This window comes from Terrirubrum flagellatum (assembly GCF_022059845.1).
Classification (GTDB): Bacteria; Pseudomonadota; Alphaproteobacteria; order Rhizobiales; family Beijerinckiaceae; genus Terrirubrum; species Terrirubrum flagellatum.
The window spans coordinates 4,400,844-4,425,292 of record NZ_CP091851.1 but is presented as its reverse complement, the minus strand read 5'-3'; the positions used below and the strand labels follow the sequence as shown (position 1 = coordinate 4,425,292).

Genomic DNA, 24,449 nt, shown 5'->3' with positions numbered 1-24,449 from the left:
TTCTCATGCTGACGATCCGCAATCTCTCGAAAATCTACGCCAACGGCGCGCATGCGCTGTCGCATATCGATCTTTCGCTGCAGCCGGGAACGATCACTGCAATTGTCGGCGGCTCCGGATGCGGCAAATCGACTTTGATTCGCCTTATCGCCGGGCTCGATCGCGCGAGCGACGGAACGATCCGCGTCGGTCGCGACCTCATTGAGGAGCCGCATCCCGACGTTGGTGTGATTTTCCAGGAGCCGCGGCTGCTGCCATGGCTCTCCGTCGCCGACAATGTCGCCTTCGGCTTGCGCGTGCGCACCGCCGAAGAGCGCGAGGCGCTTGTCGCCAACATGCTCGCGCAGATCGGCCTCATCGATTACTCCGATCGCTGGCCGCGCGAATTATCCGGCGGTCAGCAGCAGCGCGTGGCGATCGCGCGCGCCCTGATTGCGGGGCCGAAAGTGTTGCTGCTCGACGAGCCTTTCTCCGCGCTCGATCTCGTCACGCGGCAAGGATTGCATCGGCAGCTTCTGTCGCTCTGGTCCGCGCGCAAGCCGACGATCCTGATCGTCACCCATGACATCGAGGAAGCCGTCACGCTTGCCGACCGCATCGTCGTCATGCAGCCCAATCCCGGCCGCATCGCCGCGATCATCGACAATCCGCAGGCGCGTCCGCGCGATCGTCTGTCGAGCGCATTCGAGCGGGTGCAGCGTGAGACGATCGCGACGCTCGATCGCGCCATGTGTGGCGAGAAGCATGAGCGCCTCGAAGCGGTCGGCGGCTGGTGGTGATGTGATTGGCCGTGGGGTTGCCTCGGCGCGCGGGCTGATCCACTCAGCCATCCCAATCAGGAGGACATCATGGACGCCGCCGCATTGCGCGCCCAACAGGCGCCGCACAAGGAACGCTACAAGTCCGAGCCCGGCGCGGCGCTCATCACCTTGCGCGCGCAAGGCTCGGTGGACGACGCGAAAATTGCCTGCAAGGTCGAGACGGGGCGCGCCATCGCCGAAGCCGGGCTGCACCCGGCGACCGGCGGCTCCGGCGCCGAGCTTTGCTCGGGCGACATGCTGCTCGAAGCGCTCGTCGCCTGCGCCGGCGTGACGCTCAAGGCGGTCGCGACCGCTCTCGAAATCCCGTTGAAGTCTGCGACGGTGAAGGCCGAAGGCGATCTCGACTTTCGCGGCACGCTCGGCGTCGCCAGGGACGCGCCCGTCGGCTTCCGCGACATCAGGCTCGCCTTCGACGTCGACGCCGGCGACACGCCGCAGGAGAAACTCGACACGCTGCTCAAGCTGACCGAACGCTATTGCGTCGTTTTCCAGACGATCAACACGAAGCCGTCGCTCGATGTGAAATTGCGGCGCGTCTGAGTCTCTTGGACACGCGCGTCCGCACCGGGGTCTCCCGGCGCAAGCCTGGGCGGGATCGTGGCCAGCGCCGGGGCTCAGTCGGAAGTGCGTGCCCGGGCGGGCGCGAATCAACCGCTCCGCGGTCAGATCTGGGCGGGCGCGTTTGGCCGGCGCTGGATGGCCCTTGGGCGGCCCGTAAACGGCCGCTGGTAGGACTTTGATCCTTGCGTGGACCGAGGAGGCGGAGGGGCGCAAAGCCGTTCTGGCGCTCATCCCTGCCCCTTGGCGTAGGGGGCGTCCTGACGACGCGGGATCGCCGGCGCGGCGGCCGTCTCGCAATTGACATTTTGGCCGACCCCCGCCACAAGCGCGCCCGGGCCCAGATGGCGGAATTGGTAGACGCGCTGGTTTCAGGTACCAGTGGTGAAAGCCGTGGAGGTTCGAGTCCTCTTCTGGGCACCAACATTTCCCCGCATTGTCCGGGTTGGTTGAGCCCGCAAGCGCGGGTCGCCCCATGCCCAGACCGGATTTGCAGCCAAACCGTCGTCGCGTGATCGCGACAGGCGCAGCCATCGCCGGCTGCTTCTTGAGCTTCGACGTAGTCGCGCAGACTTCGTGCCCTTCAAGCGTACGGCGGGCGGAAGTTGACCGTTGCCTGGTCGCGCTGGCTGAGCGCGGAATGTTCATCATCGCCGCCCTCGATCGCTTCGCTCAGGAGCGCGACGGCTATCCCGATCCGCACCGCAGCGGCAACGCCGAGCTGTTGACGGGCTATCTCGGTCCGGCGGGACCGGCTTTCGCCAGGGGCCGCTTCATCATGATCGGAGAAGGTCCCACGACCTGGATCTACTATCGCGCGTCCGGTCAGGCTCGCGACTATTCGCTCTCCTACAAGCTCGGCTGGGACCCGAAGCTGGTCTATCGGCGCGAGGGCGGGCAGGGCCGTTGGACAGTCGACCCCGGCGACGGCGGCGAGGAGCGGCCGCTGGCGGGATCGCCCTAGGTCAGCAAAGCGGCCGGAAAGGGAGAGACGACGAAAGCGTTTCAGCAATTCTTATGTCTTCCGTGCTCAAAATATACGCTGGCCTTCTGTCCTTTGCGTCCATCCAACGTCGCCCATGTCGCGCCCCACCAAGGTTCACGCTGTCGTTGACCGCCAGGGGCGGCGGCGTGTGTTCGAGTATGAGGAGGCGCGGCCGGGATGGGGGCCTTTTCGTCCGATGGCTGAAGTCGCCGGCGCGCCGGGCGGACGATCGGTCGATGCGGCGGCAAATGTTCTCTGCCAGATGTTCTCGAAACTTGCCGAAGGCGGCGCGGTCGACCTGACGGAGGCGGCCGGCGCCAGCGATCTCGTCATCGACGCGGTCGCCGACGTCGGACTGGCGAAGTGGCTCGACACTGTCCGCGCCTATCACGAGGGAACGTTTCAGCATTGCCTGCTCGTCACGGGCGTCGCGACCTCGTTCGGCGTGAAGAACCGCATGCGTCGCGCCGACATTGCCCGGCTGACCATGGCTGGCCTCATGCACGACATCGGCAAAGCCCGGATTCCGCTGGCGATCCTGGACAAGCCCGGCCGCCTCGATCCTGAGGAGCAGGCGATCGTCCAGCGTCACCCCGTGATCGGCTATGACTATTTGCGCGCCCAGAACTCGGCGCCGATAGAGGTGCTGTCGGCGGTGCGGCATCATCACGAATACCTCGATGGCAGCGGCTATCCCGACGGAATCTCCGGCGCCGACATCGGCGACATCACTCGCATCGTGACCGTTTGCGACATCTATGGCGCGCTGATCGAGGAGCGGGCCTACAAGCCGCCGAAATCGCCCGCCGAAGCGATCGCCATTCTTCTCACGCTCGCCCGTGAGGGGAAGGTCGAGGAGAGCCTCGTCAAGGCGCTGTGACGATGTTGGCGCAGCTTTTGCCGCCGCCGGCTTGACCGCCGCGCCTCGAAGGTCAATGCGAGGCTGCAATTCCGAGATGTTGACGCATGACCATTCGTTTCCACCGCGACGATCTTCCCGCCGGCTTCGAGCCCGGCGCTTCGATCGCGATCGACACTGAAACCCTTGGCCTCAATCCGTTGCGCGATCGACTCTGCGTCGTGCAGATATCGAGAGGCGACGGCTCCGCCGACGTAGTGCAGATCCGTAAGGGAGGGCCGGAGGCGGCCAATCTGAAACGCGTGCTGACCGACCCCGCGGTGTTGAAAATCTTTCATTTCGCCCGCTTCGACATCGCCGCCCTGAAGCAGGGGCTCGGCGTCGTCACCGGCCCGGTCTATTGCACCAAGATCGCGTCGAAGCTGGCGCGCACCTATACCGACCGCCATGGGCTCAAGGACCTCGTCCGCGAACTCCTGGGCGTTGATCTGTCGAAACAGCAACAATCGTCTGATTGGGGCGCCGACCAGCTCACGGACGCGCAGCTCGCCTATGCGGCTTCGGACGTCCTGCATCTGCACGCGCTGAAGACGCGGCTCGACGCCATGCTGGCGCGGGAGGGCCGGACCCACATCGCCGCCGCCTGCTTTGGCTTTCTCGCCACCCGGGCCGAGCTTGATCTTGCGGGATGGGCGGAGAGCGACATCTTTGCGCATGAATAGGGCGCGCTAACAGGGCGCGGTGGGCGACCCGCTCCGGGCTGCGCAGCGCCATGGGGTCATAACTTCGCCACCGCCGGCGGGCATGCGCCGCGGAGGCAGGCTGTAGTCGGCCTTTCGATTGCAACGGAAGAGGATGGAAACGGCGTTGGCGACGGTGGTCGACGGAATGGGCGTTTTGAGCGGCGATAGCGGACGGGCCGCCCGTCGCGCCGTCGCCTATCGCGCCGCGCTTCGCCATTCCCGCCGCGTGCGGTTCCTCAAATGGGCGATTCCCATCGGCTCCGTGCTTGCGACCCTGTTCATTCTCGTGGTGATGATCTTCGACCCCTTCCGGAAGCTGCCGCAGGGATTGAGCATCGCGTCCGTCGGGCTCGACGGATCGAAAATCGTGATGGCGGCCCCGCGCCTGCAGGGTTACCGCAGCGACGCGACGCCGTACGAAGTCACCGCCAAGGCGGCCGCCCAGGACATCAAGAGCCCCAATCTGGTCGAGCTGACGGACCTCGACGCGAAGATTTCGCTTGGACAGGACGGTCGAGCCCATCTGCAGTCGCCGGCTGGCCTGCTCGACAGCCAGCGCGAAATATTGAAGCTGCGCGAATCCGTGCGTGTCGTAACCGACACCGGCTATGACGTGCGCCTGAAGTCTGCGACCGTCGAATTCAAGACCGGCTATGTCCGCTCCGACGAAGCCGTCTCGGTGAAGATGAATGACGGGACGATCGACGCGGATTCCCTTGAAATCATCGACAACGGCAAGCAGATCGTGTTTTCCGGCCGGGTGCGAAGCCTGCTGACGCCGCGCGATCCCGATGCGCCTGCGGGCGGCGACGGGCGGACGGCCGCGGCCGAGGAGAAGAAGCCATGAGAGCGCGGAAGCCGCTGATCATCCTGTCCTGCGCGGGCCTCGCGATCTCGGCCGAGGCGAGCGGCGTGTTCGCCGCATCCGGGTCTTCGGTCGCTCAAACGCCCGCGCGCCCTGCGGCTCCGGCGCAGGCCCAACCCAAGCGCTCCGGCGGCATCGGCGACTTCGGCAGCCAGAACAACAACAAGCCGATCAATATCGAGGCCGACAAGCTCGAGGTCTTCCAGAAGGAAGGCCGCGCCATCTACTCTGGCAAGGTCGTCGCCGTGCAGGGCGACACCACGATGAAATGCACCCAGCTCATCGTGTTCTTCGACCAGAGCAAAACTCCGGGCGCCGGGACAACCCCCGCGGCGGCGGACAATGGCAGCCAGAGCGATGCGCTGAAAAAACTGGATTGCAAGGGTCCCGTGTCCGTGGTCGCCAAATCGGAAGGCAAGACCCAGGTCGCGACCGGCGACAACGCTACATACGATCGCGCTGCCGGCCTCGTGACGATGAGCGGCAATGTGACGCTTGCGGACGGGCCGAATGTGACCCAGTGCGGCGCGACTTTCACTTACAACACCGTGACCGGCCAGGCTCTCTGTACTGCGGGCGGGCCGGGCGGCCGCGTGCGAGGAATCTTCGAACCCGGCGATAGCGGCGCGAAGCAAACGCCCGCAGGCAAACCGAAGACCTGATCGCGCATGACGTCCACTTCCGATGATTCTTCGCCGGCGGCGTTCCGGGCGATGAACGGCGCGCAAAAGCGGCCAGGCCTTCTCGCGCGCCTGTTGGGCCGCGGCTCTGGCGCGACCGACGAGATGCGCTCGAATCGCCTGCCGCAGATCGACCGCATCGCCGATGTCGCCGACGTCGCCGCCGAGGAAGGGCTGCTGACCGCGTCCGGGCTCGAAAAGACCTATGGCAAGCGTCGCGTCGTCCATGACGCCAGCCTGCACGTCCGCAATGGCGAGGCGGTCGGGCTGCTCGGGCCGAACGGCGCCGGCAAGACCACGATCTTCTACATGGTTACAGGCCTCGTCGCCGCCGATCGCGGCCGCATCACTCTCGACGGCCATGACGTCACCGGTCTGCCGATGTACCGGCGCGCGCGGCTTGGCATCGGCTATCTCCCGCAGGAAGCCTCGATCTTCCGCGGCCTTAACGTCGAGGACAATGTTCGGGCCGTTCTCGAAGTGGTCGAGCCTGATCGCGACAAGCGCGAGGCGGAGCTCGATTCGCTTCTGGAGGAGTTCGATATCAGGCGGCTGAGGAAATCGCCGTCGATCGCGCTCTCCGGCGGCGAAAGACGTCGTTGTGAGATCGCCCGCGCGCTCGCCGGCCGTCCATCCTTCATGCTGCTCGACGAGCCCTTCGCGGGCATCGATCCGATTGCTGTCGGCGACATTCAGGCGCTGGTTCGCCAGCTCACCAATCGCGGCATCGGCGTGCTGATCACGGACCACAATGTCCGCGAGACGCTCGGCCTGGTTGACCGCGCCTACATCATCCATTCCGGCCGCGTGCTGATGGAGGGATCGCCGGATGCGATCATCTCCAATGAAGACGTGCGCCGCGTTTATCTCGGGGAAAGCTTCCGGCTGTAGGAAGAGCGGGCGGTTCCGGGGATACGCGGCTGTTTGCTCGCGCTTAACCCAGCCAACCAATCCGGCTTTGACCGCGCTGCGGCAAACGCGCTACAAGCAAGATATGTGCCGGATCATGGGCGGTCGGCGCTCAGGGAAGACTTCATAGTTCACAATGGCGTTGTCGGTCGGACTCCAGTTGCGCCAGAGCCAGGCTCTGGTGATGACGCCGCAGCTTCTGCAGGCGATCAAGCTCCTGCAGCTTTCGACCGTCGAGCTCGCCGCCTATGTTGACGCCGAGTTGGAGCGGAACCCGCTTCTGGAGCGGGCCGACGATGCGCCATCCACAGATATTCCGGATCTCAATTCCGATGATTCCCCGGCCGGCGCGCCGCCAGAGTCCGGCGACGGCGGCGACTGGACCGGCTCCGAGCTCGAGACGAGCCGGGGCGCCATCGAGGGCAATCTCGACTCCGATTTCGGCAATGTCTTCCCTGACGAGGCTCCGACCGCAGCGCTGAACGCCAATCATGATGGTCTGACTGTCGCCAGCGGCGTCTGGACCGGCGTCGGGCCCGGCGGAAGCTTTGAGGGCGACGGCGACGGATTCGACCAGACCGTCGCCGAGGCGCGTCCGACGCTGGGCGACTATCTCGAACGCCAGCTTCATGAGGCGACGCCTGATCCGCTGAAACGCTTCATCGGTCGCATGATCATCGATGCGATCGATCCCAACGGCTATCTCGTCGAAAAGCTCGACGAGCTTTCGGAGCGGTTGGGCGCCGCGCCCGAAATTGTCGAGTCGACGCTGCATCTCATCCAGAGCTTTGATCCCTCAGGCGTCGGTGCGCGCGATCTCGCCGAATGTCTCGCAATTCAATTGCGCGACAAGAATCGCTTCGATCCCGCGATGCGCGCGCTCGTGGGACGACTCGATCTGCTTGCGAAGCGCGACTTCGCAGCGCTCGCAAAACTCTGCAATGTCGACGATGAAGATCTCAGGGACATGGTGCGCGAGATTCGCGCGCTTGATCCCAAGCCCGGCCGCATCTTCGCGAATGATGTTGCGGCGCCTGTCGTGCCTGACGTGTTCGTGCGGCCAGCATCGGATGGAAGCTGGATCGTCGAACTGAACAGCGACGCGCTGCCGCGAATTCTGGTTAATCAGGCTTACTATGCGCGCGTGTCGCGCGATGTGAAAGACGAGAAGGCGAAAAGCTTCGTGCAGGATTGCTTCCAGACGGCGAACTGGCTGGCGCGCAGTCTCGATCAGCGCGCCAAGACGATTCTGAAAGTGGCGTCAGAAATTGTGAGGCAGCAGGACGCGTTTTTCCTGCGTGGCGTGTCCGAATTGCGTCCGCTCAATCTGCGCGCCATCGCCGATGCGATCGGCATGCATGAATCGACGGTCTCGCGTGTGACGTCGAACAAATTCATGGCGACGCATCGCGGCCTGTTCGAGATGAAATATTTCTTCACGACGTCGATTGCGGCGGCTGATGGCGGCGAAGCGCATTCCGCTGAATCAGTTCGCCATCGCATTCGACAGATGGTCGACGGCGAAAACGCGACAGACGTCCTCTCTGATGACGCCATCGTTGCAAAGCTGCGCGAGTCCGGTATCGACATCGCGCGGCGCACTGTAGCCAAGTATCGCGAAAGCCTCAAGATTCCGTCCTCTGTCGAACGCAAGCGCGAGAAGGCGGCGATGGCGATCCGTTGACATGCGAGGCGCGCGTTCCTAGGTTCGAAGGGTTGTGACTGCGCACCGCGCGAGGCGCAGCGGAAATCGGGAGGCGAAAGAATGCTCCGTGTTTCCGGGAAGAATATGGATGTCGGCGAGTCCTTGCGGGGCCGCGTCGAGGAACGGTTCGACGTCGCGCTCGGCAAATATTTCGGACGAGGCTATAAGGGTAACGTGACCTTCGCCAAGGAAGGCGGAAGGTTCCGATCAGACTGCGTTCTCCATCTCGATTCAGGCATGTTGCTTCAGGCGTCAGGCGAGGCGCATGAAGCCTATGCGAGCTTCAACGAAGCGGCCGAGCGGATCGAGAAGCGATTGCGCCGATACAAGCGGCGCTTGCGCGAAGAGCATCCAGGCTCGCGCAATGGCGAGGCTGTCGAAGCGGGCGCCGCTCCCCTGGTCGATCAGGCCGTCGACACCATCATCGAGACGCCTGACGAAGAGGAAGAGGCGCTGGAAGGCTTTGCGCCTGTGGTCGTCGCAGAGACCTCCTACCGCATCAAGCGCCAGTCGGTCGGCGACGCCGTCCAGGAACTCGACTTGACAGGCGCCCCGTTTCTCGTGTTTCGGCACGCGGGCGACGGACGGGTCAATGTCGTGTATCGGCGACCCGACGGTCATATTGGTTGGATCAATCCCACGGCATAAGCGACGCACGAACGAAGCCATTCTCGGAAAGGTTGGCCCGCTGCTTGCCTTTCCCTGATGGACTCCGGCGAGGCCAGGCGCAGTCATACGATGCTGAACGATCTCCTTTCTCCTCAGGCCGTGGTCCCGCAGCTCAAAGCCGCGAACAAGAAACAGGCGATCCAGCAAATCGCCGCTCAGGCCGCCGAACTCTGGTCGCTTCCGGAGCGCGAAGTCTTCGAAAGTTTGCTGCAGCGCGAAAGGCTGGGTTCGACCGGGATCGGCAACGGCATCGCGATTCCGCACGGAAAGCTGCCGGTGGTCGTCAGGCCGGTCGGCCTTTTCGCGCGGTTGGAGAAACCCATCGATTTCGAAGCTGTGGATGGCGAGCCGGTCGATTTGATGTTTCTGCTGCTGGCGCCGGAAGAGGCGGGCGCCGATCATCTCAAGGCGCTGGCGCGCGTCGCGCGCGTGTTGCGTGACGCCACGGTCACGGCCCAGCTCCGCTCCACGCGCGACGCGGCTGCCCTCCATGCTCTGCTGACGCAACAGGCGACTCCGCACGCTGCGTAATTTCCGGGCGCGCCGAGGCGTTTCCTCATCACTGGAACCGGTCTAAGAAGCGGGAGCTCTGCGGCCTCGCTCCGCGTCCGCAATCCCTGGAATTCAACGCCCATGAACGCGCCTGTTCTGCCTCCTTATGTCCATCAGGAGTTGTTTCCGCTTGGCAAGGACACGACCACCTATCGCAAGCTGACATCCGATGGCGTTCGCGTCGAGAATTTTGGCGGACGTGAAATCCTTGTCGTCGATCGCACCGCAATCCGCATGCTGGCCGAGCAGGCGATGATCGACATCAATCATCTCCTGCGCCCCGCGCATCTCAAGCAGCTCGCGTCGATCCTCGATGATCCCGAAGCGACGTCGAACGACAAGTTCGTCGCTTATGACCTCTTGAAGAACGCCAACATCTCCGCCGGCGGCGTGCTGCCGATGTGCCAGGACACTGGCACCGCAATCGTCATGGGCAAGAAGGGTCGGCTCGTCTGGACCGAGGGCGATGATGAAGGCGCCATCGGCGAAGGCGTGCGCGACGCCTATCTCAAGAAGAATCTGCGCTATTCCCAGCTCGCGCCGATCGGCATGTTCGAGGAGAGGAATACGAAGAACAATCTCCCGGCGCAGATCGAGCTCTACGCCGAGGGCGAGGACGCCTACAAATTCCTGTTCGTGGCCAAGGGCGGCGGTTCCGCCAACAAATCTTTTCTCTTCCAGGCGCCGCCTTCCATTCTCACGCATGATCGCATGATCGCGTTCCTGAAGGAAAAGATCCTGACGCTCGGCACGGCGGCGTGCCCGCCCTATCATCTCGCAATTGTCATCGGTGGCACATCAGCGGAAATGACGCTGAAGGCAACGAAGCTCGCATCAACGAAATATCTCGACAATCTCCCGACTTCAGGCTCCGAATCCGGGCACGCCTTCCGCGACGTCGAGATGGAGAAGGAAATCCACAAGCTGACGCAGCAGCTCGGCGTCGGCGCGCAATTCGGCGGCAAATATTTCTGTCACGACGTGCGCGTCATCCGCCTGCCGCGTCATGGCGCCTCGCTGCCGATCGGCCTCGGCGTTTCCTGCTCGGCCGACCGTCAGGCGCTTGGCAAGATTACGAAGGACGGCGTGTTCCTCGAAGAGCTTGAGCATAATCCGGCGAAGTATATGCCCGAGATTGATGAGACGAAGCTTGGCGGCGATGTCGTCAATATCGATCTCAACCAGCCGATGAAGGAGATTCTCGCGACGCTGTCGAAACATCCGATCAGGACGCGGCTGTCGCTCACCGGCCCCATGATCGTCGCGCGCGATCTCGCTCATGCGAAGATTCGCGAACGGCTCGAAAGCGGCGCCGGCATGCCGGACTATCTCAAGAATCATCCCGTCTATTACGCCGGTCCCGCCAAGACGCCGGAAGGCTACGCCTCGGGCTCATTCGGCCCGACGACGGCCGGCCGCATGGATTCCTACGTCGACCAGTTCCAGTCGTTCGGCGGCTCGATGGTGATGCTGGCGAAAGGCAATCGCTCCGCCGCCGTGCGCGACGCGTGCAAGCGCCATGGCGGTTTCTATTTGGGATCGATCGGCGGCCCCGCGGCGCGGCTCGCGCAGGATTGCATCCGCAAGGTCGAGGTTCTCGAATATCCCGAGCTCGGAATGGAAGCGATCTGGCGCATCGAGGTCGAGAATTTCCCCGCCTTCATCGTCGTCGACGACAAGGGTAACGACTTCTTCAAGGAGCTCAATCTGGGATGAGCTGTGTGCGCGCGCGCACGAACGGGAATCGCTGAGCATGCGACAAGCTTCTCATTGACCTCCCTGATCCTTTCACGGCCCGGCTTCGTCCGGGCCGTTTTTTATGCGCCTGCTTCAGCCGGCCTGCGCGCCTCGCTGCGCAGCGACCAGAGGATGCCTGAAATGATCAGCGCGGCGCCCGCGAACAGCAGCGGATCGAGCGGCTCGTTGTAGAAGCGCCATCCCACGAGCGCGATCAACGGGATGCGCAGGAAGTCGAGCGGCGCCACGAGAATCGCATCGCCGTGGCGGAAGGCGTTGGTGATGCAGAAATGCGAAGCGAGCCCCGCGGTGCAAACGCCTGCGACGGCAAGCCAGGGCGCGCTCGCCAGTTTCCAGACGAAGCTCCAGTCGGCGCCGACGAGATTGAGCGGCAACTGGATCGCATTCATCCAGAACAGGATGCAATAGGTGCTGTCATTGCGCGTCATCGCCCGCGTGATGGTGAAGGTGATGGCGAACAGCACCGCCGCGGCGAGCGGCCAGAGCGCGCGCGGATCGAGCGATGCGCCGGGCCGCATGATCAGCAGGATGCCAAGGAAGCCGAGCGCGACGCAGCCGATGCGCGCCCGAGTCAGGCGCTCGCCGAGGAACAGGCTGGCGAGAACCGCTGTCCAGATCGGCGCGGTGAATTCGAGCGTGAACACCAGCGCCAGAGGCAGCACGGTGACGGCGTAGGACCAGGCGTAGGTGCCGCCATAATGGACGATGTTGCGCGCGAGATGGAGATCGAACCGCTTTGTTCTGATTTGCGCGAACAGCGCTGGCCGCAACAGCGCCGCGGCGAGGAGGATCAGCAGCGATGATCCCGATCGCAGCGACAGCATGTCGAAGACGCCGAGCGTGCGCGAGAGTTCGCGCAGCGACACCGCCATCGTTGAGAAACTGATGAGCGCGCCCGACATCCAGAGCACAACCCGCGCAAGGCGTGCGCGCGGCGACAGCGGCGCGTCCTGCTTCATGCCTTGCTGGCGCCAAGAGCATTGGGATTGAGCATGCGGATCGGTTTGCCGTCGAGCCAGGCGAGAATGTTCTCGATGCTGTCGCTATAGAACTGACGAAATGCTGGCGCGACGGAATAGCCGAGATGCGGTGTGAGCACCACGTTCGGCAGCGCTCGCAGCGGATGCTCCGTGGGTAGAGGCTCGACATCGAACACGTCGAGGCCAGCCCGGATGCGGCCGCGCTTCAATTCCGCGATCAGCGCGGCTTCGTCGATCAGAGGTCCGCGCGACGTGTTGATGAGCACGGCCCCGTCCTTCATCGCTGACAATTCGGGCGCGCCAACGATGCCGCGCGTGCGATCGCTGAGCACGAGATGCAGCGAGATCACATCGCTCGTTGCGAACAGCTCGTTCTTGTCGACGCGCGTCGCGCCTTTCGCCTTCGCATCTTCGTCAGTGAGATTCTGGCTCCAGCCGACGACCTCCATGTCGAAGGCGCGACCATAATGCGCGACCTTCCCGCCAAGCTTGCCGAGACCGACGACACCTAGGCGCTTCCCGCCAAGCGTTGCGCCGACCAGCGTCGGGTCATGCCAGCCGCCGCGTTTCATGCTGGCGTCAGCTTGCGGGATCGATCGCATGCAGGCGAGCATCAGTCCCCACGCTAGTTCAGGCGTCGCGGCGCCGACGAAGTCGCCGCGCGTATTGCAGATGAGGATTCCGCGCGCGGTGCAGGCGGCCATGTCGAGCGACGGCGCGCGTCCGCCGGTCAGCGCGATGAATTTCAGATTCGGCAGCGCGTTGATGACAGACGCGGGAAATGCAGTCCGTTCGCGCATCGGCACGAGCACGTCATAGCGCGACAATTTTGCGATGATCTCGGCTTCGCCGCCGAGCGGCGCATCAAAGAAATCGATCTCGGCGCGCGCCTGCAACGCGCTCCAGTTCGCCGCGTCGCGCGCCACATGCTGGCTGTCGTCGAGGACGGCGATGCGCAAGCGTTCGGCCATGGATAGAAGCCTTTCTCACGCCGGGCGTTTGTGGAACGCCTCACAGGGATAGGCCGCTATAGAAACGAGTGGTTCCGCTGTCGAGACGCGGGAAATGCAGCCGGCGCAGGCCGCTGCGCGTTGAAGTCAATCCATATGGGAAGGCCGGGGCGAACCCCGGCCTTCCCGTTGCGACGAAGTGCGTCGTCAGGTCTGTTGTTGACCCTTGCCGCCATGCGACCGTTCGCCGCCTTTGCGGCCGGCTTCCGCCGCGCGCTTCGGATCGTTCGCGAAATTTCCAGCATTTTGCTGCTTGTTCGCGCCTTGCTGGTACTGCTGATTCTGGCCGGAGCGCTGATCGTTGTGACCGTGCTGCTGATTCATGTCGCGGTCGGTGTCATTGGGCATGCCGGACTCCTCTAGGCTTTCATGTCCCCCATGCGAACTCAACGCGCCGCTTGGCGCCGGGTTCGATGCGCATCTTGGAATCTTTGCGGCAAAAAGCCGTTTCGCCGTCGGGGATTAGCTCCCCGAAATCATCTTCGAGACGACTTTCGCGGTGTAATCGACCATCGGCACGATGCGCGAATAGTTCAATCGCGTCGGTCCGATCACGCCGAGCACGCCGACGATGCGCTGCGAGCCGTCGCGGAATGGCGCCGCGATCATGGAGGAGCCCGACAGCGAGAAGAGACGATTCTCCGAGCCGATGAAGATGCGCACGCCTTCGCCGCCTTCGGCGCGGTTGAGCAGATCGATCACTTCCTTCTGCGTTTCGAGATCGGCGAACAGCAGGCGGATGCGCTCGATGTCTTCCGCCGCTTTCACATCCTCGAGCAGATTGGCCTGTCCGCGCACGATCAGATGCTTGTCGTCGCCGCCGCCGGCCCAGTTGGCGAAGCCGCCTTCGATCAGCGACGCCGTCACCGAATCGAGCTCGCGTTCGATCGCTTCGCGCGCGGAAACAAGCTCGGCGCGCGCCTCGCCAAGCGTGCGTCCACGAATGCGCGCATTGAGGTAATTCGTCGCCTCGACGAGCGCCGACGGCGGCAATCCCGAGGGAAGCTGCACGACGCGATTTTCGAGCGAGCCGTCTTCGCCGACGAGCACGACGAGCGCGCGATTGGTGTCGAGCGCGACGAACTCCACATGCTTCAGCCGCCCGTTCGCCTTCGAGGTCGCGACCACGCCGGCGCCGCGCGACAGGCCCGACAAAAGAGCGGACGCTTCCTCCAGCACGCCGTCGAGCGTGCGGCCGGAAGCAGCCTGCTTCACCTGCGCCTCGATGCGGCTGCGCTCATCGGCGGCGAGGTCGCCGATCTCCAGCATGGAATCGACGAAGAAGCGCAGGCCCGCTTCCGTCGGCAACCGGCCGGCGCTGGTGTGGGGGGAATAGATCAGCCCGGCCTGTTCGAGGTCGGCCATGACGTTGCGCACCGAGGCCGGCGACAGGGTCATGGGGATGATGCGGGCGAGATTGCGCGAGCCCAGTGGTTCGCCGGTCGCGAGATAGCTGTCGATGATGCGGCGGAAGATTTCGCGCGACCGGGCGTCGAGCTGTGACGGCGCGAGCCCCCCCGAATCCTGCGGTCCGCGCAACATGCTGTTCATGGCGCAATCCTCGCACGGCGGCGCGGCCTTTCGCAACGCCGTGGCGGCGTTCGTCGTGGCGTCCTTGGCGTTCCCTTGCCGGCTTTGCTAGCGTGCGGTCCAAAGGGAAGGACGACGCCATGGACGACAAGGCCGATCGCGCCGAGGAACATGCGGGCATCGAGGCGCCGGAGCCTGCCGGCGTGACGCTGCCTTTCAATATCGCCGATCCCAAATTTCCGAAATCGATCAGCGAGGCCGCGTTCCGTTCGGGCGGCTATCCCCACGATCACAAGATGGATGAGGACAAGTATGAGAAGGAGCTGCTCGGCCTCCAGATCGAACTCATCAAGCTGCAGAACTGGATCAAGGAAGCTGGCGAGCGGTTGGTGATCGTGTTCGAGGGCCGCGATGGCGCCGGCAAGGGCGGCGCGATCCTGCGCTTCACCCAGCATCTCAATCCACGCTCCGCCCGCGTCGTGGCGCTGCCGAAGCCCACAGAAGTCGAGAAGGGCCAGTGGCATTTGCAGCGCTACATCTCGCAGATGCCGACCAAGGGTGAAATCGTGCTGTTCGATCGCTCCTGGTACAACAGGGCCGGCGTCGAGCGCGTGATGGGCTTCTGCAGCGAGGAGGAGGCGCGGCGTTTTCTCCACGAGGTTCCCGAATTCGAGAAGATGCTGACGAAGGAGAATGTCCGCCTCGTCAAATTCTTCTTCTCGATCGGGCGCGAGATGCAGTTGAAGCGCCTGCACAATCGCTATCATGATCCGCTCAAGCGCTGGAAATTGTCGCCGATCGATTTCGCCGCGTCGGAGAAGTGGGACGCCTATTCCGACGCGTTCGACGCGCTTCTCGAAGCCTCCGACACCAAGCATGCGCGCTGGACCATCATCAAGGCGAACGACAAGATGCGCACGCGGCTCAATGCGATCAGGCATGTGCTCTGGATGATTCCCTATCAGGGCCGCGATGAATCGCGCATTGGCGAAATTGATGACGAGATCGTGCTGGGCGCGAAGCAGTTCCTGAAACGCGGCGGCGAGGAGTGAGGGTCGCGCCTCTCTTTATCCAATTCGTCATTCCGGGGCGCTCCGGAGGAGCGAGCCCGGAACCCAGAGATCGCGCCAGCGGAACTATCTTCTGGGTTCCGGGCTCCTCGCTGCGCTCGGCCCCGGAATGACGGCTGAGAGATAGTCGCGCCAATTTCCCGCGCCTCTCGCACGGCTCCATTTCTCTCCCGCTTTGATCTTCCCTTCGTCTTCGCTTGCCTGCCCCTCAGAGGGAGCGCGGGGCGGTGTGGTTCGCGCGCTACTGGCGGCAGCGCGCAAAAGGTGTTGTGAGGAGCCAGTCGCCAGAAGGTGGCGAACCGACCGCCCCGCGCGCGGCCGTAGCCGCTTCGGCGAAGCGAAGGCCCGGCGATCCAGACCGCCTGCGCATTGATTTCCGCGATGGCGCCGTTCTTATCGGGCCGGGCGAGATGTTCGTCGTTCCGCGCGGCTTCGAGCACAAGCCGCGCGGCGCGCTCAATACAGGTCACGTCGGCGGCGCGAGGACAGCGGAAAGCAAGGTCTGGATTCAGCCGCTTTCGCCGCGAGAGCAGAATCAGAAGATCGCGCCGGCGAGTTCGTCGAGCGACCGAATCACGATGTCGGCATGCGGGGCGAGCTGCTCGCGCGCCCCTTCGCCTGTGAGTCCGGTCAACACCGCTACCGAGCGCGCGCCCGCCGCTTTCGCCGCCTCGATGTCATGCAAAGTGTCGCCGACCATCGCCACCTCCTGCGGCGCAACGCCGACGTGACGCGCAAAGGCGAGCACCATGCCCGGCGACGGCTTTGCGCCGTGGCCGGAATCGTAGCCGGCGATGAAGGGCAGCAGATGATCGAGGCCGAGGCCCCTGATCTGCTGGCGGGCGTTGGCCTCCGCGTCGTTGGTGCCGACGCCGAGCGACAGGCCGGATGCGCCGAGCGCCGCGAGCGTCGCCGCGACGAAAGGCAGCGGGGAAAGCGACTTCATCACCTCTTCGGCGAACATCCGGTCGATTTCGGCGAAGAATTCCGGTGTCGCCTCCCGTTCGATCAGCGTGGCCCAATGGCGGGCGAACACCGGCGTGGCGTCCGAAACGACCGCCGACCGCATCGTCAGGTTGGTTGTGCCGGCGACGAAGCCGACGGCGTCCATGAGGCCGGCCAGATGCGCGGCGTTGCCGTTCGCGAGCCGGCTCACCACCGCATGCGCCGCCGGCCCCCAGGTGCGATTGAAATCGACAAGCGTGCCGTCCTTGTCGAACAGGATGGCCTTAATTCGCTCCATGGGCTCTCCGCCGCGGCCTTTCCCATGGCGGAGCCTGCTCGTCCAGTTTCCCGTTCCGCCCCGCATCGGGTAAGCCAAGCGGAATCATCCACCGAACCGCGAGACCTGATGGCCGGCCTGCTGCTTGACGTGAGAGACCTGTCCGTCGCCTTCCATCAGGGCGGAAGGGCCTCGCTTGCGGTCGATCGCGTGTCCTTTTCCATCAGCAAGGGCGAGACGCTGGCGCTGGTCGGCGAATCCGGTTCGGGCAAGTCGGTTTCGGCGCTCTCGATCCTGAAGCTTCTGCCCTACCCCGCCGCGTCGCATCCCTCCGGCGAAGTCAAATTCAACGGCAAGGATCTGCTCCACGCGAGCGAGGACGAATTGCTCGCAGTGCGCGGCGACGACATCGCCATGATCTTCCAGGAGCCGATGACCTCGCTCAACCCGCTGCACACGGTCGAGCGGCAGATCGGCGAAATTCTTGAACTGCACAAGGGCCTCAAGGGCGCAAAGCGCAAGGCGCGCATCATCGAACTGCTCACGCAGGTCGGCATTCGCGAGCCGGAAAAGCGGCTCGATTCCTATCCCCATCAATTGTCCGGCGGCCAGCGCCAGCGCGTGATGATCGCCATGGCGCTGGCGAACGAACCCGATCTTCTCATCGCCGATGAGCCGACGACGGCGCTCGACGTCACCGTGCAGGCGCAGATCCTGAAGCTGTTGAAGGAGCTGCAGGCGAAGCACGGCATGGCGATGCTCTTCATCACCCATGATCTCGGCATCGTGCGCCGCATCGCCGATCGCGTCTGCGTCATGCTCAAGGGCAAGATCGTCGAGGAAGGCAAGGTGAGCGACGTCTTCGACGCGCCGAAGCATGAATATACGCAGCGCCTTCTCGCAGCGGAGCCGAAGGGCGAGCCGCAGCAGGCGCGCCCCGACGCGCCCGTGGTGATCCGCACCGATGATCTCCGCGTATGGTTTCCCATCAAGCGCGGATTTCTTCGTCGCACCGTCGGACATATCAAGGCGGTTGACGGCGTCTCGATCGCGGTGCGCAAGGGCGAGACGCTTGGCGTCGTCGGCGAATCCGGGTCGGGCAAGACGACGCTCGGTCTTGCGATTCTCAGATTGATCAGATCGGAAGGGCCGATCGTTTATCTCGGCTCCAACATCGCCGATTTCGATTCAAAGGCGATGCGGCCGCTTCGCCGCAACATGCAGATCGTTTTTCAGGACCCCTATGGCTCGCTCTCGCCGCGCCTGTCGGTGGCGGAGATCGTCGAGGAAGGACTTCTCGTTCAGAACAAGAATCTCTCCTACGACGAACGTCGCGCGATCGTGGCGCAGGCGCTCGCCGATGTCGGACTGGAGCCGGCATGGATGGATCGCTATCCCCATGAATTCTCCGGCGGTCAGCGCCAGCGCATCGCGATCGCGCGCGCCATGGCGCTCAATCCGGGTTTCGTCGTGCTTGATGAGCCGACATCCGCGCTCGATATGTCGGTGCAGGCGACCATTGTCGATCTCCTGCGCAAATTGCAACGAGATCGCGACCTCGCTTATCTCTTCATCAGCCATGATCTCAAGGTGGTGCGCGCGCTGGCGAACGAGATCGTGGTGATGCGCAACGGCGTTGTCGTGGAGCATGGGCCGTCATCGCGTATCTTCTCAAATCCCGACAGCGAATATACCCGTGCGCTGATCGCGGCGGCTTTCACCCATGAGGTGATCGCGGCGGATGCGGTCAATCAGTGATATACTCATTCACATCATGTGTTTTGCCATTTGCGCGCCGCGCCGCGAAATCTCCAGGCGGCTGGAGCATGGCGCGAAAAAGTGGAAACCGGTTTTTCGCAAAAGCCATGCTCCAGATTTTTGAAACCGATCACGTTTCCGCATTTTGATTGATTCAATCAAAATGCAGCGTGATCTTATGTCGCCTGATGCGCGAAGCAAGAACGAACGATGCCCCGCTGTTTTCTCATTGTGATGGATTCCGTCGGCTGCGGAGCCGCTGAAGATGCGCGCCTCTATGGCGATGAAGGCTCGGATACGATCGGGCATATCGCGGAAGCGTGCGCGGCGGGGCGCGGCGATCGCGAGGATTTGCGAAAAGGCTCTCTGCAGCTACCGTTTCTGGCGTCGATGGGGTTGCGCAAGGCGGCTGAAACGTCGCGTGGTGCGCCGTTGCCCTCCTTCGGCGAGACCGGAGAACTGCGGGGACAATGGGGCTATCTCGTCGAGACCGCGCGCGGCAAGGATACGCCATCAGGCCACTGGGAGATTGCGGGATGTCCCGTGATGTTCGAGTGGAAGACATTTCCCGATAGGCGTCCCGCCTTTCCTCGCGAACTCACCGACGCGCTCATTCGCGATGGAAAAATTCCCGGCCTTCTCGGTGACAGGCATTCCAATGGCGTCGCCATCATCGAGGAACTCGGCGCCGAGCACATGCGCACGGGCAAGCCGATCATCTACACCTCGGTCGATTCGGTGATCCAGATCGCGGCGCACGAAGACGCTGCGATCTTTGGCCTCGAAAGACTTTATGATCTGTGTCGCGTCGCTCGCCGCCTCGCCGATCCCATGAATGTCGGACGCGTGATTGCGAGACCGTTCGTCGGGGATCCCGACAAGGGCTTCGCGCGCACCGGCAATCGCAAGGATTTCGCCGTCGAGCCGCCTGATGACACGCTTCTCGATCGCTGCTTGCAAGCGAAGCGCGACGTGATTTCGCTCGGCAAGATCGGCGACATCTTCGCCCATCGCGCGACCGGCCGCGAGGTGAAGGCGGCCGGCAACATGGCGCTGTTTGATAAACTGATCGAGGAGACGCCAAAGCTTGGCGAAGGCGGCCTGCTGTTTGCGAACTTCGTCGATTTCGATTCAGAATTCGGCCATCGTCGCGACGTTCCCGGCTACGCCCATTGCCTCGAGCAATTCGATGCGCGGCTGCCTTCCTTCGCCGCGCTTCTGAAGCCGGGCGATGTCGCCATCATCACCGCCGATCACGGCAATGATCCGACCTGGCGCGGCACGGATCACACGCGCGAGCATGTTCCGCTCCTGGTGTTCGGGCCTGGTCTCGCGCCCCGCGCGATCGGCCGGCGCGAGACTTACGCCGACATCGCGGCTGCGATCGCCGCGCATCTCGGATTGCTTGCGGTGGGGCCTGGCAAAGCGTGGTGAACAGCAGGCCTTTTGAGCAGCCCGTCGAAGGCCGATGTTACAATTGCCGGATGCGGCACGTCACGCCTTCGGCCCAATATCGATCGAAGACGAAGTTCTGACCGTCCGGCGAGCGCATCACGGCGAGGCCGTCTTTCGATCTGATCCGATAATTGATTGTGACCGAACAGGAGTCGTCGCGGATCTGGATACTGCGTTGAACTTCGATAAGGGAGCCGACATTCGTCGTGATCCTGGAGCGCTGCTCGATGCGGTTGCCCGGGCGGATGTTGAGCGTGTTTAGCGATCGCCCCGCGACGCTCTGGTTTTCGCCCGCACGCCCGAAACGCCCAGCGCTCAACCTGTCCGGTCCGCCCACGGACGAATCCTGAATAGACACCTGACCGTCGGGGGCGACCGTGTAGATGTTATGGAAGGTGTTTCGCCACAGGATCGCCTGAGGCGACACGATCGACATAACCTGAACGCCTTCGATGGTGATCTCGACGTTCGCCGCAGACTGCGCTGCGGCCTCGCCGCCCATGAGCAGCGCGATCAAGGCGAGCGCGACGCCCAATCCGCGCGCCGACCAGAGGAAACAAAACGAAAGCGCTCCAGGCCGACGCGTCGTCATCGCACCGTCTCCCTCAGGCGACGCTCGAAAGCATGCGCTCCGCTGGAACCTTCCGCAAGGTCGCCCTCGACATCGCGGCGATCTCGCTCTACAAGAAACCGCTTCCGATCGTTGAACTATCGGCAAGCACATGAACACCCCGAACCATCGCAGCCACATCCGCATCACGTCCCACCCCGAACCGGGGACGTCGACGGCGCGATTTCCGATTCGATGGGGCGCATCCGATCCGAAAGAGCGCGGGCCGGTGATCGGCTCGGTGAGCCGGCCCGAAGATCGCAACGTGATCGGCTCCCATGGCGGCTCCTACGCGCTCTATCGCGCGCTCGCCGTCTCCGCCGGCGCGCTTAACCCGCTGGTGCGGCCTGACCTCACCAACACCCATCCGACCGCCGTGATCGGCCCCCATCCCTCCTGGTTGGATCTCAAGAAGATCGTCTCGCTCGATCCGTTCGGGCACATGGTTGGCGACGTGTTCAAGACGGAGATTGGCGAGGGCGTCGATATCAGGCCCTCGATCGCGATCACCAAGGCGCGGCTCAACATGCCGGAGATTCTGGCGGCGATCGCCGCGCGCCGGCTCGCGCCCGACGGCCATATCCTGCAGGCGAAGGGCGACGTCTCCGTCACCAAGATCGCGGTTGATCCCGTCTGGTATTTGCCGGGCGTCGCCGAGCGCTTCGGCACGACGGAGCAGAATCTGCGCCGCACTCTGTTCGAGCAGACCGGCGGCATGTTTCCCGAACTGGTGACGCGCCCCGACATGAAGGTGTTCCTGCCGCCGATCGGCGGCATGACCGCTTATATCGTTGGCGAACCCGCCGACATCGGCAATCCGAAGAAGCGCATCGCCTGCCGCGTGCATGACGAATGCAACGGCTCCGACGTGTTCGGCTCCGATATCTGCACCTGCCGGCCCTATCTCGTGCATGGTCTTGAGGAATGCGTGAGGGAGGCGCAGTCCGGCGGCGTCGGCATCATCGTCTACAACAGGAAGGAAGGCCGCGCGCTTGGAGAGGTGACGAAGTTCCTCGTTTATAACGCGCGCAAGCGACAGGAAGGCGGCGATCAGGCCGCGACCTATTTCGAGCGCACCGAATGCGTCGCCGGCGTGCAGGATGCGCGTTTCCAGCAATTGATGCCGGATATTCTTCACTGGCTCGGCGTGAAGCGCATCGATCGGCTGATGTCGATGAGCAACATGAAGTATGACGCCATGGTGGAGTCAGGCCTCGAAATCGGGGAGCGCGTGCCGATCCCGCCGGAGCTGGTGCCTGATGACGCCAGCGTCGAAATCGAGGCGAAGAAGGCGGCAGGTTATTTCACGCCGGGCGCCGCGCCGACCAAGGATGATCTGAAGAAGACGGTCGGCCGCGACCTCGAGAAGTTCTGATGGAACAGCGCCCATTGCTCTCCCGCATTTTCAGAGCGATCGCCGCCGTCCCCGGAACGGTGAACCGAGCGTAGCGAGAGAAACCGTGTCCGGGGCCCAGCGCAAAATGCGTGAGCGCAGCGAACTCTTTTTGTGTAACGGAATTTGTTGCGCCTTCGGCGCAGCTCCTTGTGCTGGACCCCGGTCTCCATTCCGCTCGGCTCCGCCTCGCTGCATGGAACCGGGGATGAAGAAGCGCCTGAGCGCTCAGCCCTCTTTGAATCGGTGTTGAATATCGATGGCGGTTGAATCCAACGAACAGAAAGCCGCCGAGGCGCTTCTGTCGCCGGTCGCCGTGCGCAAGCGCGCGCTGGCGATGCTCGAACTCGCCCGCGCCGACAGGCTGTTTCATTTCCGGCTCGATGAATCGAAGCTCGATGGTTGCGCCGCGTTCGTGCTCGGCGTGATGCGCGACAACTATCCCTCGCTCGACATTCCCTTCCATGCGCGCTGGCGGCATTTCATCGTCGAAGGCGAGGATCGCTGGGCGAAGCTTGCGGAGCGCGCGAAATTTGCTGACGCCGCCGAGAAGGGCCGCGCGGCCTATGATCTCGCCATCGTCAGCGTGCTGCTCGACGCCGGCGCCGGCGCCGACTGGCGCTATCGCGACGCCAGGACGGGCAAGGCGATCGGGCGCTCGGAAGGGCTCGCGCTCGCTTCGCTCGACATGTTTGCGTCAGGTGCGTTTTCGAGCGACGCCTCGAAGCCGCTACGCGTCGACGCCGAGGCTTTGAAGAAATTTGACGCCGCTGCGCTGGCGAAAGGATTTCAGGTTTCGGACGCCAATCCGCTCGTCGGGCTCGAAGGTCGCGCGGCTTTATTGCAGAGGCTCGGCAACTCGATGATGAGCGCGCCGAAGGACTTCGCAACGCCTGATGGCGATCTCCGTCCTGGCGGATTGTTCGATCGTCTGTCGCAACAGGCGTCCTCCGGTCGTCTGCCGGCTGCGGTGATCCTGAAACAGATTCTCCGCAGCCTCGGCCCGATCTGGCCCTCGCGCCTCTCGCTCGATGGCGTTGCGCTTGGCGATTGCTGGAAGCATCCGCTTGCGGTGGCCCATGATGGCGGGCCAGCAGGCTATGTGCCCTTCCACAAGCTGTCGCAATGGCTCTCCTATTCCCTGATTGAGCCGCTGCAATGGGCTGACATCGAGGTGACCGACATCGACGGCCTCACCGGCCTGCCGGAATATCGCAATGGCGGGCTTTTCCTCGATGCGGGCGTGCTCACGCTGAAGAACGAGGCTGACGCTGGCGTCGCCCATACCGTGGATTCGCTGCTGGTTGTGGAATGGCGGGCGCTGACGGTCGCGCTGCTCGACGAGATCGCGGCCCGCATCCGCAAGCTGCTTGGGCGCAGCGCCGCGGAGCTTCCGTTAGCGAAGGTGCTGGAAGGCGGCACCTGGGCGGCGGGCCGGCGCATCGCCAGGGAAAAGCGGGTGGATGGCTCGCCGCCGCTCGCCATCATCAGCGACGGCACGGTTTTCTAGGCGAAATTTCCGGCTAGTCTGTTCGCGTAAAATCGAGGGGTAGGGTTCATGGAAGGCGTTACGGTCGTCAGGCATCCGCTGGTGCAGCACAAATTGTCGCTGATGCGCGACAAGGAGCGCTCGACCTCGAATTTCCGCCGGCTCGTTCGCGAAATCGCGATGCTGCTCGCCTATGAGGTGACGCGCGAGCTTCCCATGACGACCGAGCGCATCGAGACGCCGCTGGAGGCGATGGATGCGCCGATGATCGAGGGCAAGAAGCTCGTGCTCGCGCCGATTCTGCGCGCCGGCCTCGCGCTTGCCGACGGCATGCTGGAGCTGATTCCGTCAGCGCGCGTCGCCCATGTCGGCCTTTATCGCGATCACGACACGCTGGAAGCGGTAGAATATTTCTTCAAGGCGCCGACCGATCTCGCCGATCGCCTCGTCATCGTCACCGATCCCATGCTGGCGACGGCGAATTCCGCCGTCGCCGCGATCGAGCGGCTGAAGGCGCGCGGCGCGAAGGACCTGCGTTATGTCTGCCTGCTTGCGGCGCCGGAAGGCGTGGCGCGGCTGCGCGCCGCCCATCCCGACGTGCCGATCTGGACGGCTGCGATCGACAGCCATCTCAACGACAAGGGCTATATCGTGCCGGGGCTTGGCGACGCCGGCGATCGCATCTACGGAACCCGGTAGATCACGCCGCACTTTGATTGACTCAATCAAAGTGCGGGAACGTAATCGATTCTAAAAATTCAGAGCATGGCTCTTGCGAAAAACCGGTTCCCACTTTTTCGCGCTAGGCTCTGATCGCGCGGCGACAGC

The 24,449-nt window shown here is 63.6% G+C and carries 24 protein-coding genes, 1 tRNA gene and 1 pseudogene; 20 read left to right on the top strand and 6 right to left on the bottom strand.

What is annotated here, in order from left to right:
• Positions 1 to 5: 5 nt before the first annotated feature.
• The 13 genes from L8F45_RS21310 (at position 6) to L8F45_RS21250 (ending at position 11,062) form a co-directional block, all read left to right on the top strand.
• Positions 6 to 779: an ABC transporter ATP-binding protein gene (locus tag L8F45_RS21310; RefSeq protein WP_342359852.1), complete on the top strand. Its 774-nt coding sequence runs from the start codon at positions 6 to 8 to the stop codon at positions 777 to 779.
• A gap of 69 nt (positions 780 to 848) precedes the next feature.
• Positions 849 to 1,361 carry an OsmC family protein gene (locus L8F45_RS21305; RefSeq protein WP_342359851.1) on the top strand — a complete coding sequence of 171 codons (513 nt, stop codon included), beginning with the start codon at positions 849 to 851 and terminating at the stop codon, positions 1,359 to 1,361.
• Positions 1,362 to 1,717: 356 nt separating this feature from the next.
• Positions 1,718 to 1,802 (top strand) — tRNA-Leu (locus L8F45_RS21300).
• Between the two features lie 217 nt (positions 1,803 to 2,019).
• Positions 2,020 to 2,343: a hypothetical protein gene (locus tag L8F45_RS21295; protein ID WP_342359850.1), complete on the top strand. Its 324-nt coding sequence runs from the start codon at positions 2,020 to 2,022 to the stop codon at positions 2,341 to 2,343.
• A 115-nt stretch (positions 2,344 to 2,458) separates the two neighbouring features.
• Positions 2,459 to 3,244 (top strand): HD-GYP domain-containing protein, encoded by a 786-nt coding sequence (locus tag L8F45_RS21290; RefSeq protein WP_342359849.1) that lies wholly within the window; start codon positions 2,459 to 2,461, stop codon positions 3,242 to 3,244.
• Between the two features lie 86 nt (positions 3,245 to 3,330).
• Entirely contained in the window at positions 3,331 to 3,945 is a 615-nt protein-coding gene (locus L8F45_RS21285) for a ribonuclease D (protein WP_342359848.1), read from the top strand.
• 133 nt (positions 3,946 to 4,078) lie between these two features.
• Positions 4,079 to 4,813, top strand: a complete 735-nt coding sequence (lptC, locus tag L8F45_RS21280; RefSeq protein WP_342359847.1) for an LPS export ABC transporter periplasmic protein LptC — start codon at positions 4,079 to 4,081, stop codon at positions 4,811 to 4,813.
• On the top strand, positions 4,810 to 5,493 hold the full coding sequence (locus tag L8F45_RS21275; RefSeq protein WP_342359846.1) for an LptA/OstA family protein: 684 nt from the start codon (positions 4,810 to 4,812) through the stop codon (positions 5,491 to 5,493). The genes lptC and L8F45_RS21275 overlap by 4 nt, the downstream gene beginning before the upstream one ends.
• 123 nt (positions 5,494 to 5,616) lie before the next feature.
• A complete protein-coding gene (lptB, locus tag L8F45_RS21270; RefSeq protein WP_425330037.1) occupies positions 5,617 to 6,402 on the top strand; it encodes an LPS export ABC transporter ATP-binding protein in 786 nt (261 codons plus the stop codon).
• Positions 6,403 to 6,556: 154 nt separating this feature from the next.
• Positions 6,557 to 8,104 carry an RNA polymerase factor sigma-54 gene (gene rpoN / locus L8F45_RS21265; protein ID WP_342359844.1) on the top strand — a complete coding sequence of 516 codons (1,548 nt, stop codon included), beginning with the start codon at positions 6,557 to 6,559 and terminating at the stop codon, positions 8,102 to 8,104.
• A gap of 81 nt (positions 8,105 to 8,185) precedes the next feature.
• The gene (hpf, locus tag L8F45_RS21260; protein ID WP_342359843.1) at positions 8,186 to 8,773 is read left to right on the top strand and encodes a ribosome hibernation-promoting factor, HPF/YfiA family; all 588 of its coding nucleotides are present in this window, start codon (positions 8,186 to 8,188) and stop codon (positions 8,771 to 8,773) included.
• Between the two features lie 90 nt (positions 8,774 to 8,863).
• Positions 8,864 to 9,325: a PTS IIA-like nitrogen regulatory protein PtsN gene (ptsN, locus tag L8F45_RS21255; RefSeq protein WP_342359842.1), complete on the top strand. Its 462-nt coding sequence runs from the start codon at positions 8,864 to 8,866 to the stop codon at positions 9,323 to 9,325.
• 102 nt (positions 9,326 to 9,427) lie between these two features.
• Positions 9,428 to 11,062: a fumarate hydratase gene (locus L8F45_RS21250; protein WP_342359841.1), complete on the top strand. Its 1,635-nt coding sequence runs from the start codon at positions 9,428 to 9,430 to the stop codon at positions 11,060 to 11,062.
• Positions 11,063 to 11,163: 101 nt separating this feature from the next.
• Here the strand turns inward: L8F45_RS21250 and L8F45_RS21245 are convergent, their stop codons facing one another.
• The 4 genes from L8F45_RS21245 to hrcA all read right to left on the bottom strand — a co-directional run bounded on the left by L8F45_RS21245 (position 11,164) and on the right by hrcA (position 14,645).
• Positions 11,164 to 12,063, bottom strand: a complete 900-nt coding sequence (locus L8F45_RS21245) for a DMT family transporter (protein WP_342359840.1) — start codon at positions 12,061 to 12,063, stop codon at positions 11,164 to 11,166.
• On the bottom strand, positions 12,060 to 13,055 hold the full coding sequence (locus tag L8F45_RS21240; protein ID WP_342359839.1) for a D-2-hydroxyacid dehydrogenase family protein: 996 nt from the start codon (positions 13,053 to 13,055) through the stop codon (positions 12,060 to 12,062). Before L8F45_RS21240 ends, L8F45_RS21245 begins: the two co-directional genes overlap by 4 nt.
• A gap of 186 nt (positions 13,056 to 13,241) precedes the next feature.
• Entirely contained in the window at positions 13,242 to 13,418 is a 177-nt protein-coding gene (locus L8F45_RS21235) for a con-10 family general stress protein (RefSeq protein WP_342363527.1), read from the bottom strand.
• Positions 13,419 to 13,556: 138 nt separating this feature from the next.
• Positions 13,557 to 14,645 (bottom strand): heat-inducible transcriptional repressor HrcA, encoded by a 1,089-nt coding sequence (gene hrcA / locus L8F45_RS21230; RefSeq protein ID WP_342359838.1) that lies wholly within the window; start codon positions 14,643 to 14,645, stop codon positions 13,557 to 13,559.
• Positions 14,646 to 14,764: 119 nt separating this feature from the next.
• Here hrcA and ppk2 point away from each other — a divergent pair, with 119 nt between their 5' ends.
• Positions 14,765 to 15,676, top strand: a complete 912-nt coding sequence (gene ppk2 / locus L8F45_RS21225) for a polyphosphate kinase 2 (protein ID WP_342359837.1) — start codon at positions 14,765 to 14,767, stop codon at positions 15,674 to 15,676.
• A 377-nt stretch (positions 15,677 to 16,053) separates the two neighbouring features.
• Positions 16,054 to 16,203, top strand: a pseudogene (locus L8F45_RS21220) (cupin domain-containing protein); the annotation flags it as partial.
• Positions 16,204 to 16,229: 26 nt separating this feature from the next.
• On the opposite strand, the gene L8F45_RS21215 reads toward L8F45_RS21220, so the two are convergent.
• Positions 16,230 to 16,937, bottom strand: coding sequence for an HAD family hydrolase (locus L8F45_RS21215; RefSeq protein WP_342359836.1), 708 nt, complete (start codon positions 16,935 to 16,937; stop codon positions 16,230 to 16,232).
• 108 nt (positions 16,938 to 17,045) lie between these two features.
• Here L8F45_RS21215 and L8F45_RS21210 point away from each other — a divergent pair, with 108 nt between their 5' ends.
• Positions 17,046 to 18,674, top strand: coding sequence for an ABC transporter ATP-binding protein (locus L8F45_RS21210; protein ID WP_342359835.1), 1,629 nt, complete (start codon positions 17,046 to 17,048; stop codon positions 18,672 to 18,674).
• A 210-nt stretch (positions 18,675 to 18,884) separates the two neighbouring features.
• A complete protein-coding gene (locus tag L8F45_RS21205; RefSeq protein ID WP_342359834.1) occupies positions 18,885 to 20,108 on the top strand; it encodes a phosphopentomutase in 1,224 nt (407 codons plus the stop codon).
• 37 nt (positions 20,109 to 20,145) lie between these two features.
• Here L8F45_RS21205 and L8F45_RS21200 read toward each other — a convergent pair whose 3' ends face one another.
• Complete coding sequence (locus L8F45_RS21200; RefSeq protein ID WP_342359833.1) at positions 20,146 to 20,721, bottom strand: hypothetical protein; 576 nt, start codon at positions 20,719 to 20,721, stop codon at positions 20,146 to 20,148.
• A 130-nt stretch (positions 20,722 to 20,851) separates the two neighbouring features.
• Here L8F45_RS21200 and L8F45_RS21195 point away from each other — a divergent pair, with 130 nt between their 5' ends.
• From L8F45_RS21195 to upp, 3 genes are all read left to right on the top strand, one after another.
• Positions 20,852 to 22,114, top strand: coding sequence for a GTP cyclohydrolase II (locus L8F45_RS21195; RefSeq protein ID WP_342359832.1), 1,263 nt, complete (start codon positions 20,852 to 20,854; stop codon positions 22,112 to 22,114).
• 277 nt (positions 22,115 to 22,391) lie between these two features.
• Positions 22,392 to 23,642: a URC4/urg3 family protein gene (locus L8F45_RS21190; protein WP_342359831.1), complete on the top strand. Its 1,251-nt coding sequence runs from the start codon at positions 22,392 to 22,394 to the stop codon at positions 23,640 to 23,642.
• 48 nt (positions 23,643 to 23,690) lie between these two features.
• A complete protein-coding gene (gene upp / locus L8F45_RS21185; protein WP_342359830.1) occupies positions 23,691 to 24,320 on the top strand; it encodes a uracil phosphoribosyltransferase in 630 nt (209 codons plus the stop codon).
• Positions 24,321 to 24,449 lie beyond the last annotated feature (129 nt).

Bases quoted from the DNA above. Each gene is read 5' to 3' on its own strand.
- L8F45_RS21310 (WP_342359852.1), top strand. From the start codon at position 6: ATGCTGACGATCCGCAATCTCTCGAAAATCTACGCCAACGGCGCGCAT.
- L8F45_RS21305 (WP_342359851.1), top strand. From the start codon at position 849: ATGGACGCCGCCGCATTGCGCGCCCAACAGGCGCCGCACAAGGAACGC.
- L8F45_RS21295 (WP_342359850.1), top strand. From the start codon at position 2,020: ATGTTCATCATCGCCGCCCTCGATCGCTTCGCTCAGGAGCGCGACGGC.
- L8F45_RS21290 (WP_342359849.1), top strand. From the start codon at position 2,459: ATGTCGCGCCCCACCAAGGTTCACGCTGTCGTTGACCGCCAGGGGCGG.
- L8F45_RS21285 (WP_342359848.1), top strand. From the start codon at position 3,331: ATGACCATTCGTTTCCACCGCGACGATCTTCCCGCCGGCTTCGAGCCC.
- lptC (WP_342359847.1), top strand. From the start codon at position 4,079: ATGGAAACGGCGTTGGCGACGGTGGTCGACGGAATGGGCGTTTTGAGC.
- L8F45_RS21275 (WP_342359846.1), top strand. From the start codon at position 4,810: ATGAGAGCGCGGAAGCCGCTGATCATCCTGTCCTGCGCGGGCCTCGCG.
- lptB (WP_425330037.1), top strand. From the start codon at position 5,617: ATGCGCTCGAATCGCCTGCCGCAGATCGACCGCATCGCCGATGTCGCC.
- rpoN (WP_342359844.1), top strand. From the start codon at position 6,557: ATGGCGTTGTCGGTCGGACTCCAGTTGCGCCAGAGCCAGGCTCTGGTG.
- hpf (WP_342359843.1), top strand. From the start codon at position 8,186: ATGCTCCGTGTTTCCGGGAAGAATATGGATGTCGGCGAGTCCTTGCGG.
- ptsN (WP_342359842.1), top strand. From the start codon at position 8,864: ATGCTGAACGATCTCCTTTCTCCTCAGGCCGTGGTCCCGCAGCTCAAA.
- L8F45_RS21250 (WP_342359841.1), top strand. From the start codon at position 9,428: ATGAACGCGCCTGTTCTGCCTCCTTATGTCCATCAGGAGTTGTTTCCG.
- L8F45_RS21245 (WP_342359840.1), bottom strand. From the start codon at position 12,063: ATGAAGCAGGACGCGCCGCTGTCGCCGCGCGCACGCCTTGCGCGGGTT.
- L8F45_RS21240 (WP_342359839.1), bottom strand. From the start codon at position 13,055: ATGGCCGAACGCTTGCGCATCGCCGTCCTCGACGACAGCCAGCATGTG.
- L8F45_RS21235 (WP_342363527.1), bottom strand. From the start codon at position 13,418: ATGAATCAGCAGCACGGTCACAACGATCAGCGCTCCGGCCAGAATCAG.
- hrcA (WP_342359838.1), bottom strand. From the start codon at position 14,645: ATGAACAGCATGTTGCGCGGACCGCAGGATTCGGGGGGGCTCGCGCCG.
- ppk2 (WP_342359837.1), top strand. From the start codon at position 14,765: ATGGACGACAAGGCCGATCGCGCCGAGGAACATGCGGGCATCGAGGCG.
- L8F45_RS21215 (WP_342359836.1), bottom strand. From the start codon at position 16,937: ATGGAGCGAATTAAGGCCATCCTGTTCGACAAGGACGGCACGCTTGTC.
- L8F45_RS21210 (WP_342359835.1), top strand. From the start codon at position 17,046: ATGGCCGGCCTGCTGCTTGACGTGAGAGACCTGTCCGTCGCCTTCCAT.
- L8F45_RS21205 (WP_342359834.1), top strand. From the start codon at position 18,885: ATGCCCCGCTGTTTTCTCATTGTGATGGATTCCGTCGGCTGCGGAGCC.
- L8F45_RS21200 (WP_342359833.1), bottom strand. From the start codon at position 20,721: ATGACGACGCGTCGGCCTGGAGCGCTTTCGTTTTGTTTCCTCTGGTCG.
- L8F45_RS21195 (WP_342359832.1), top strand. From the start codon at position 20,852: ATGAACACCCCGAACCATCGCAGCCACATCCGCATCACGTCCCACCCC.
- L8F45_RS21190 (WP_342359831.1), top strand. From the start codon at position 22,392: ATGGCGGTTGAATCCAACGAACAGAAAGCCGCCGAGGCGCTTCTGTCG.
- upp (WP_342359830.1), top strand. From the start codon at position 23,691: ATGGAAGGCGTTACGGTCGTCAGGCATCCGCTGGTGCAGCACAAATTG.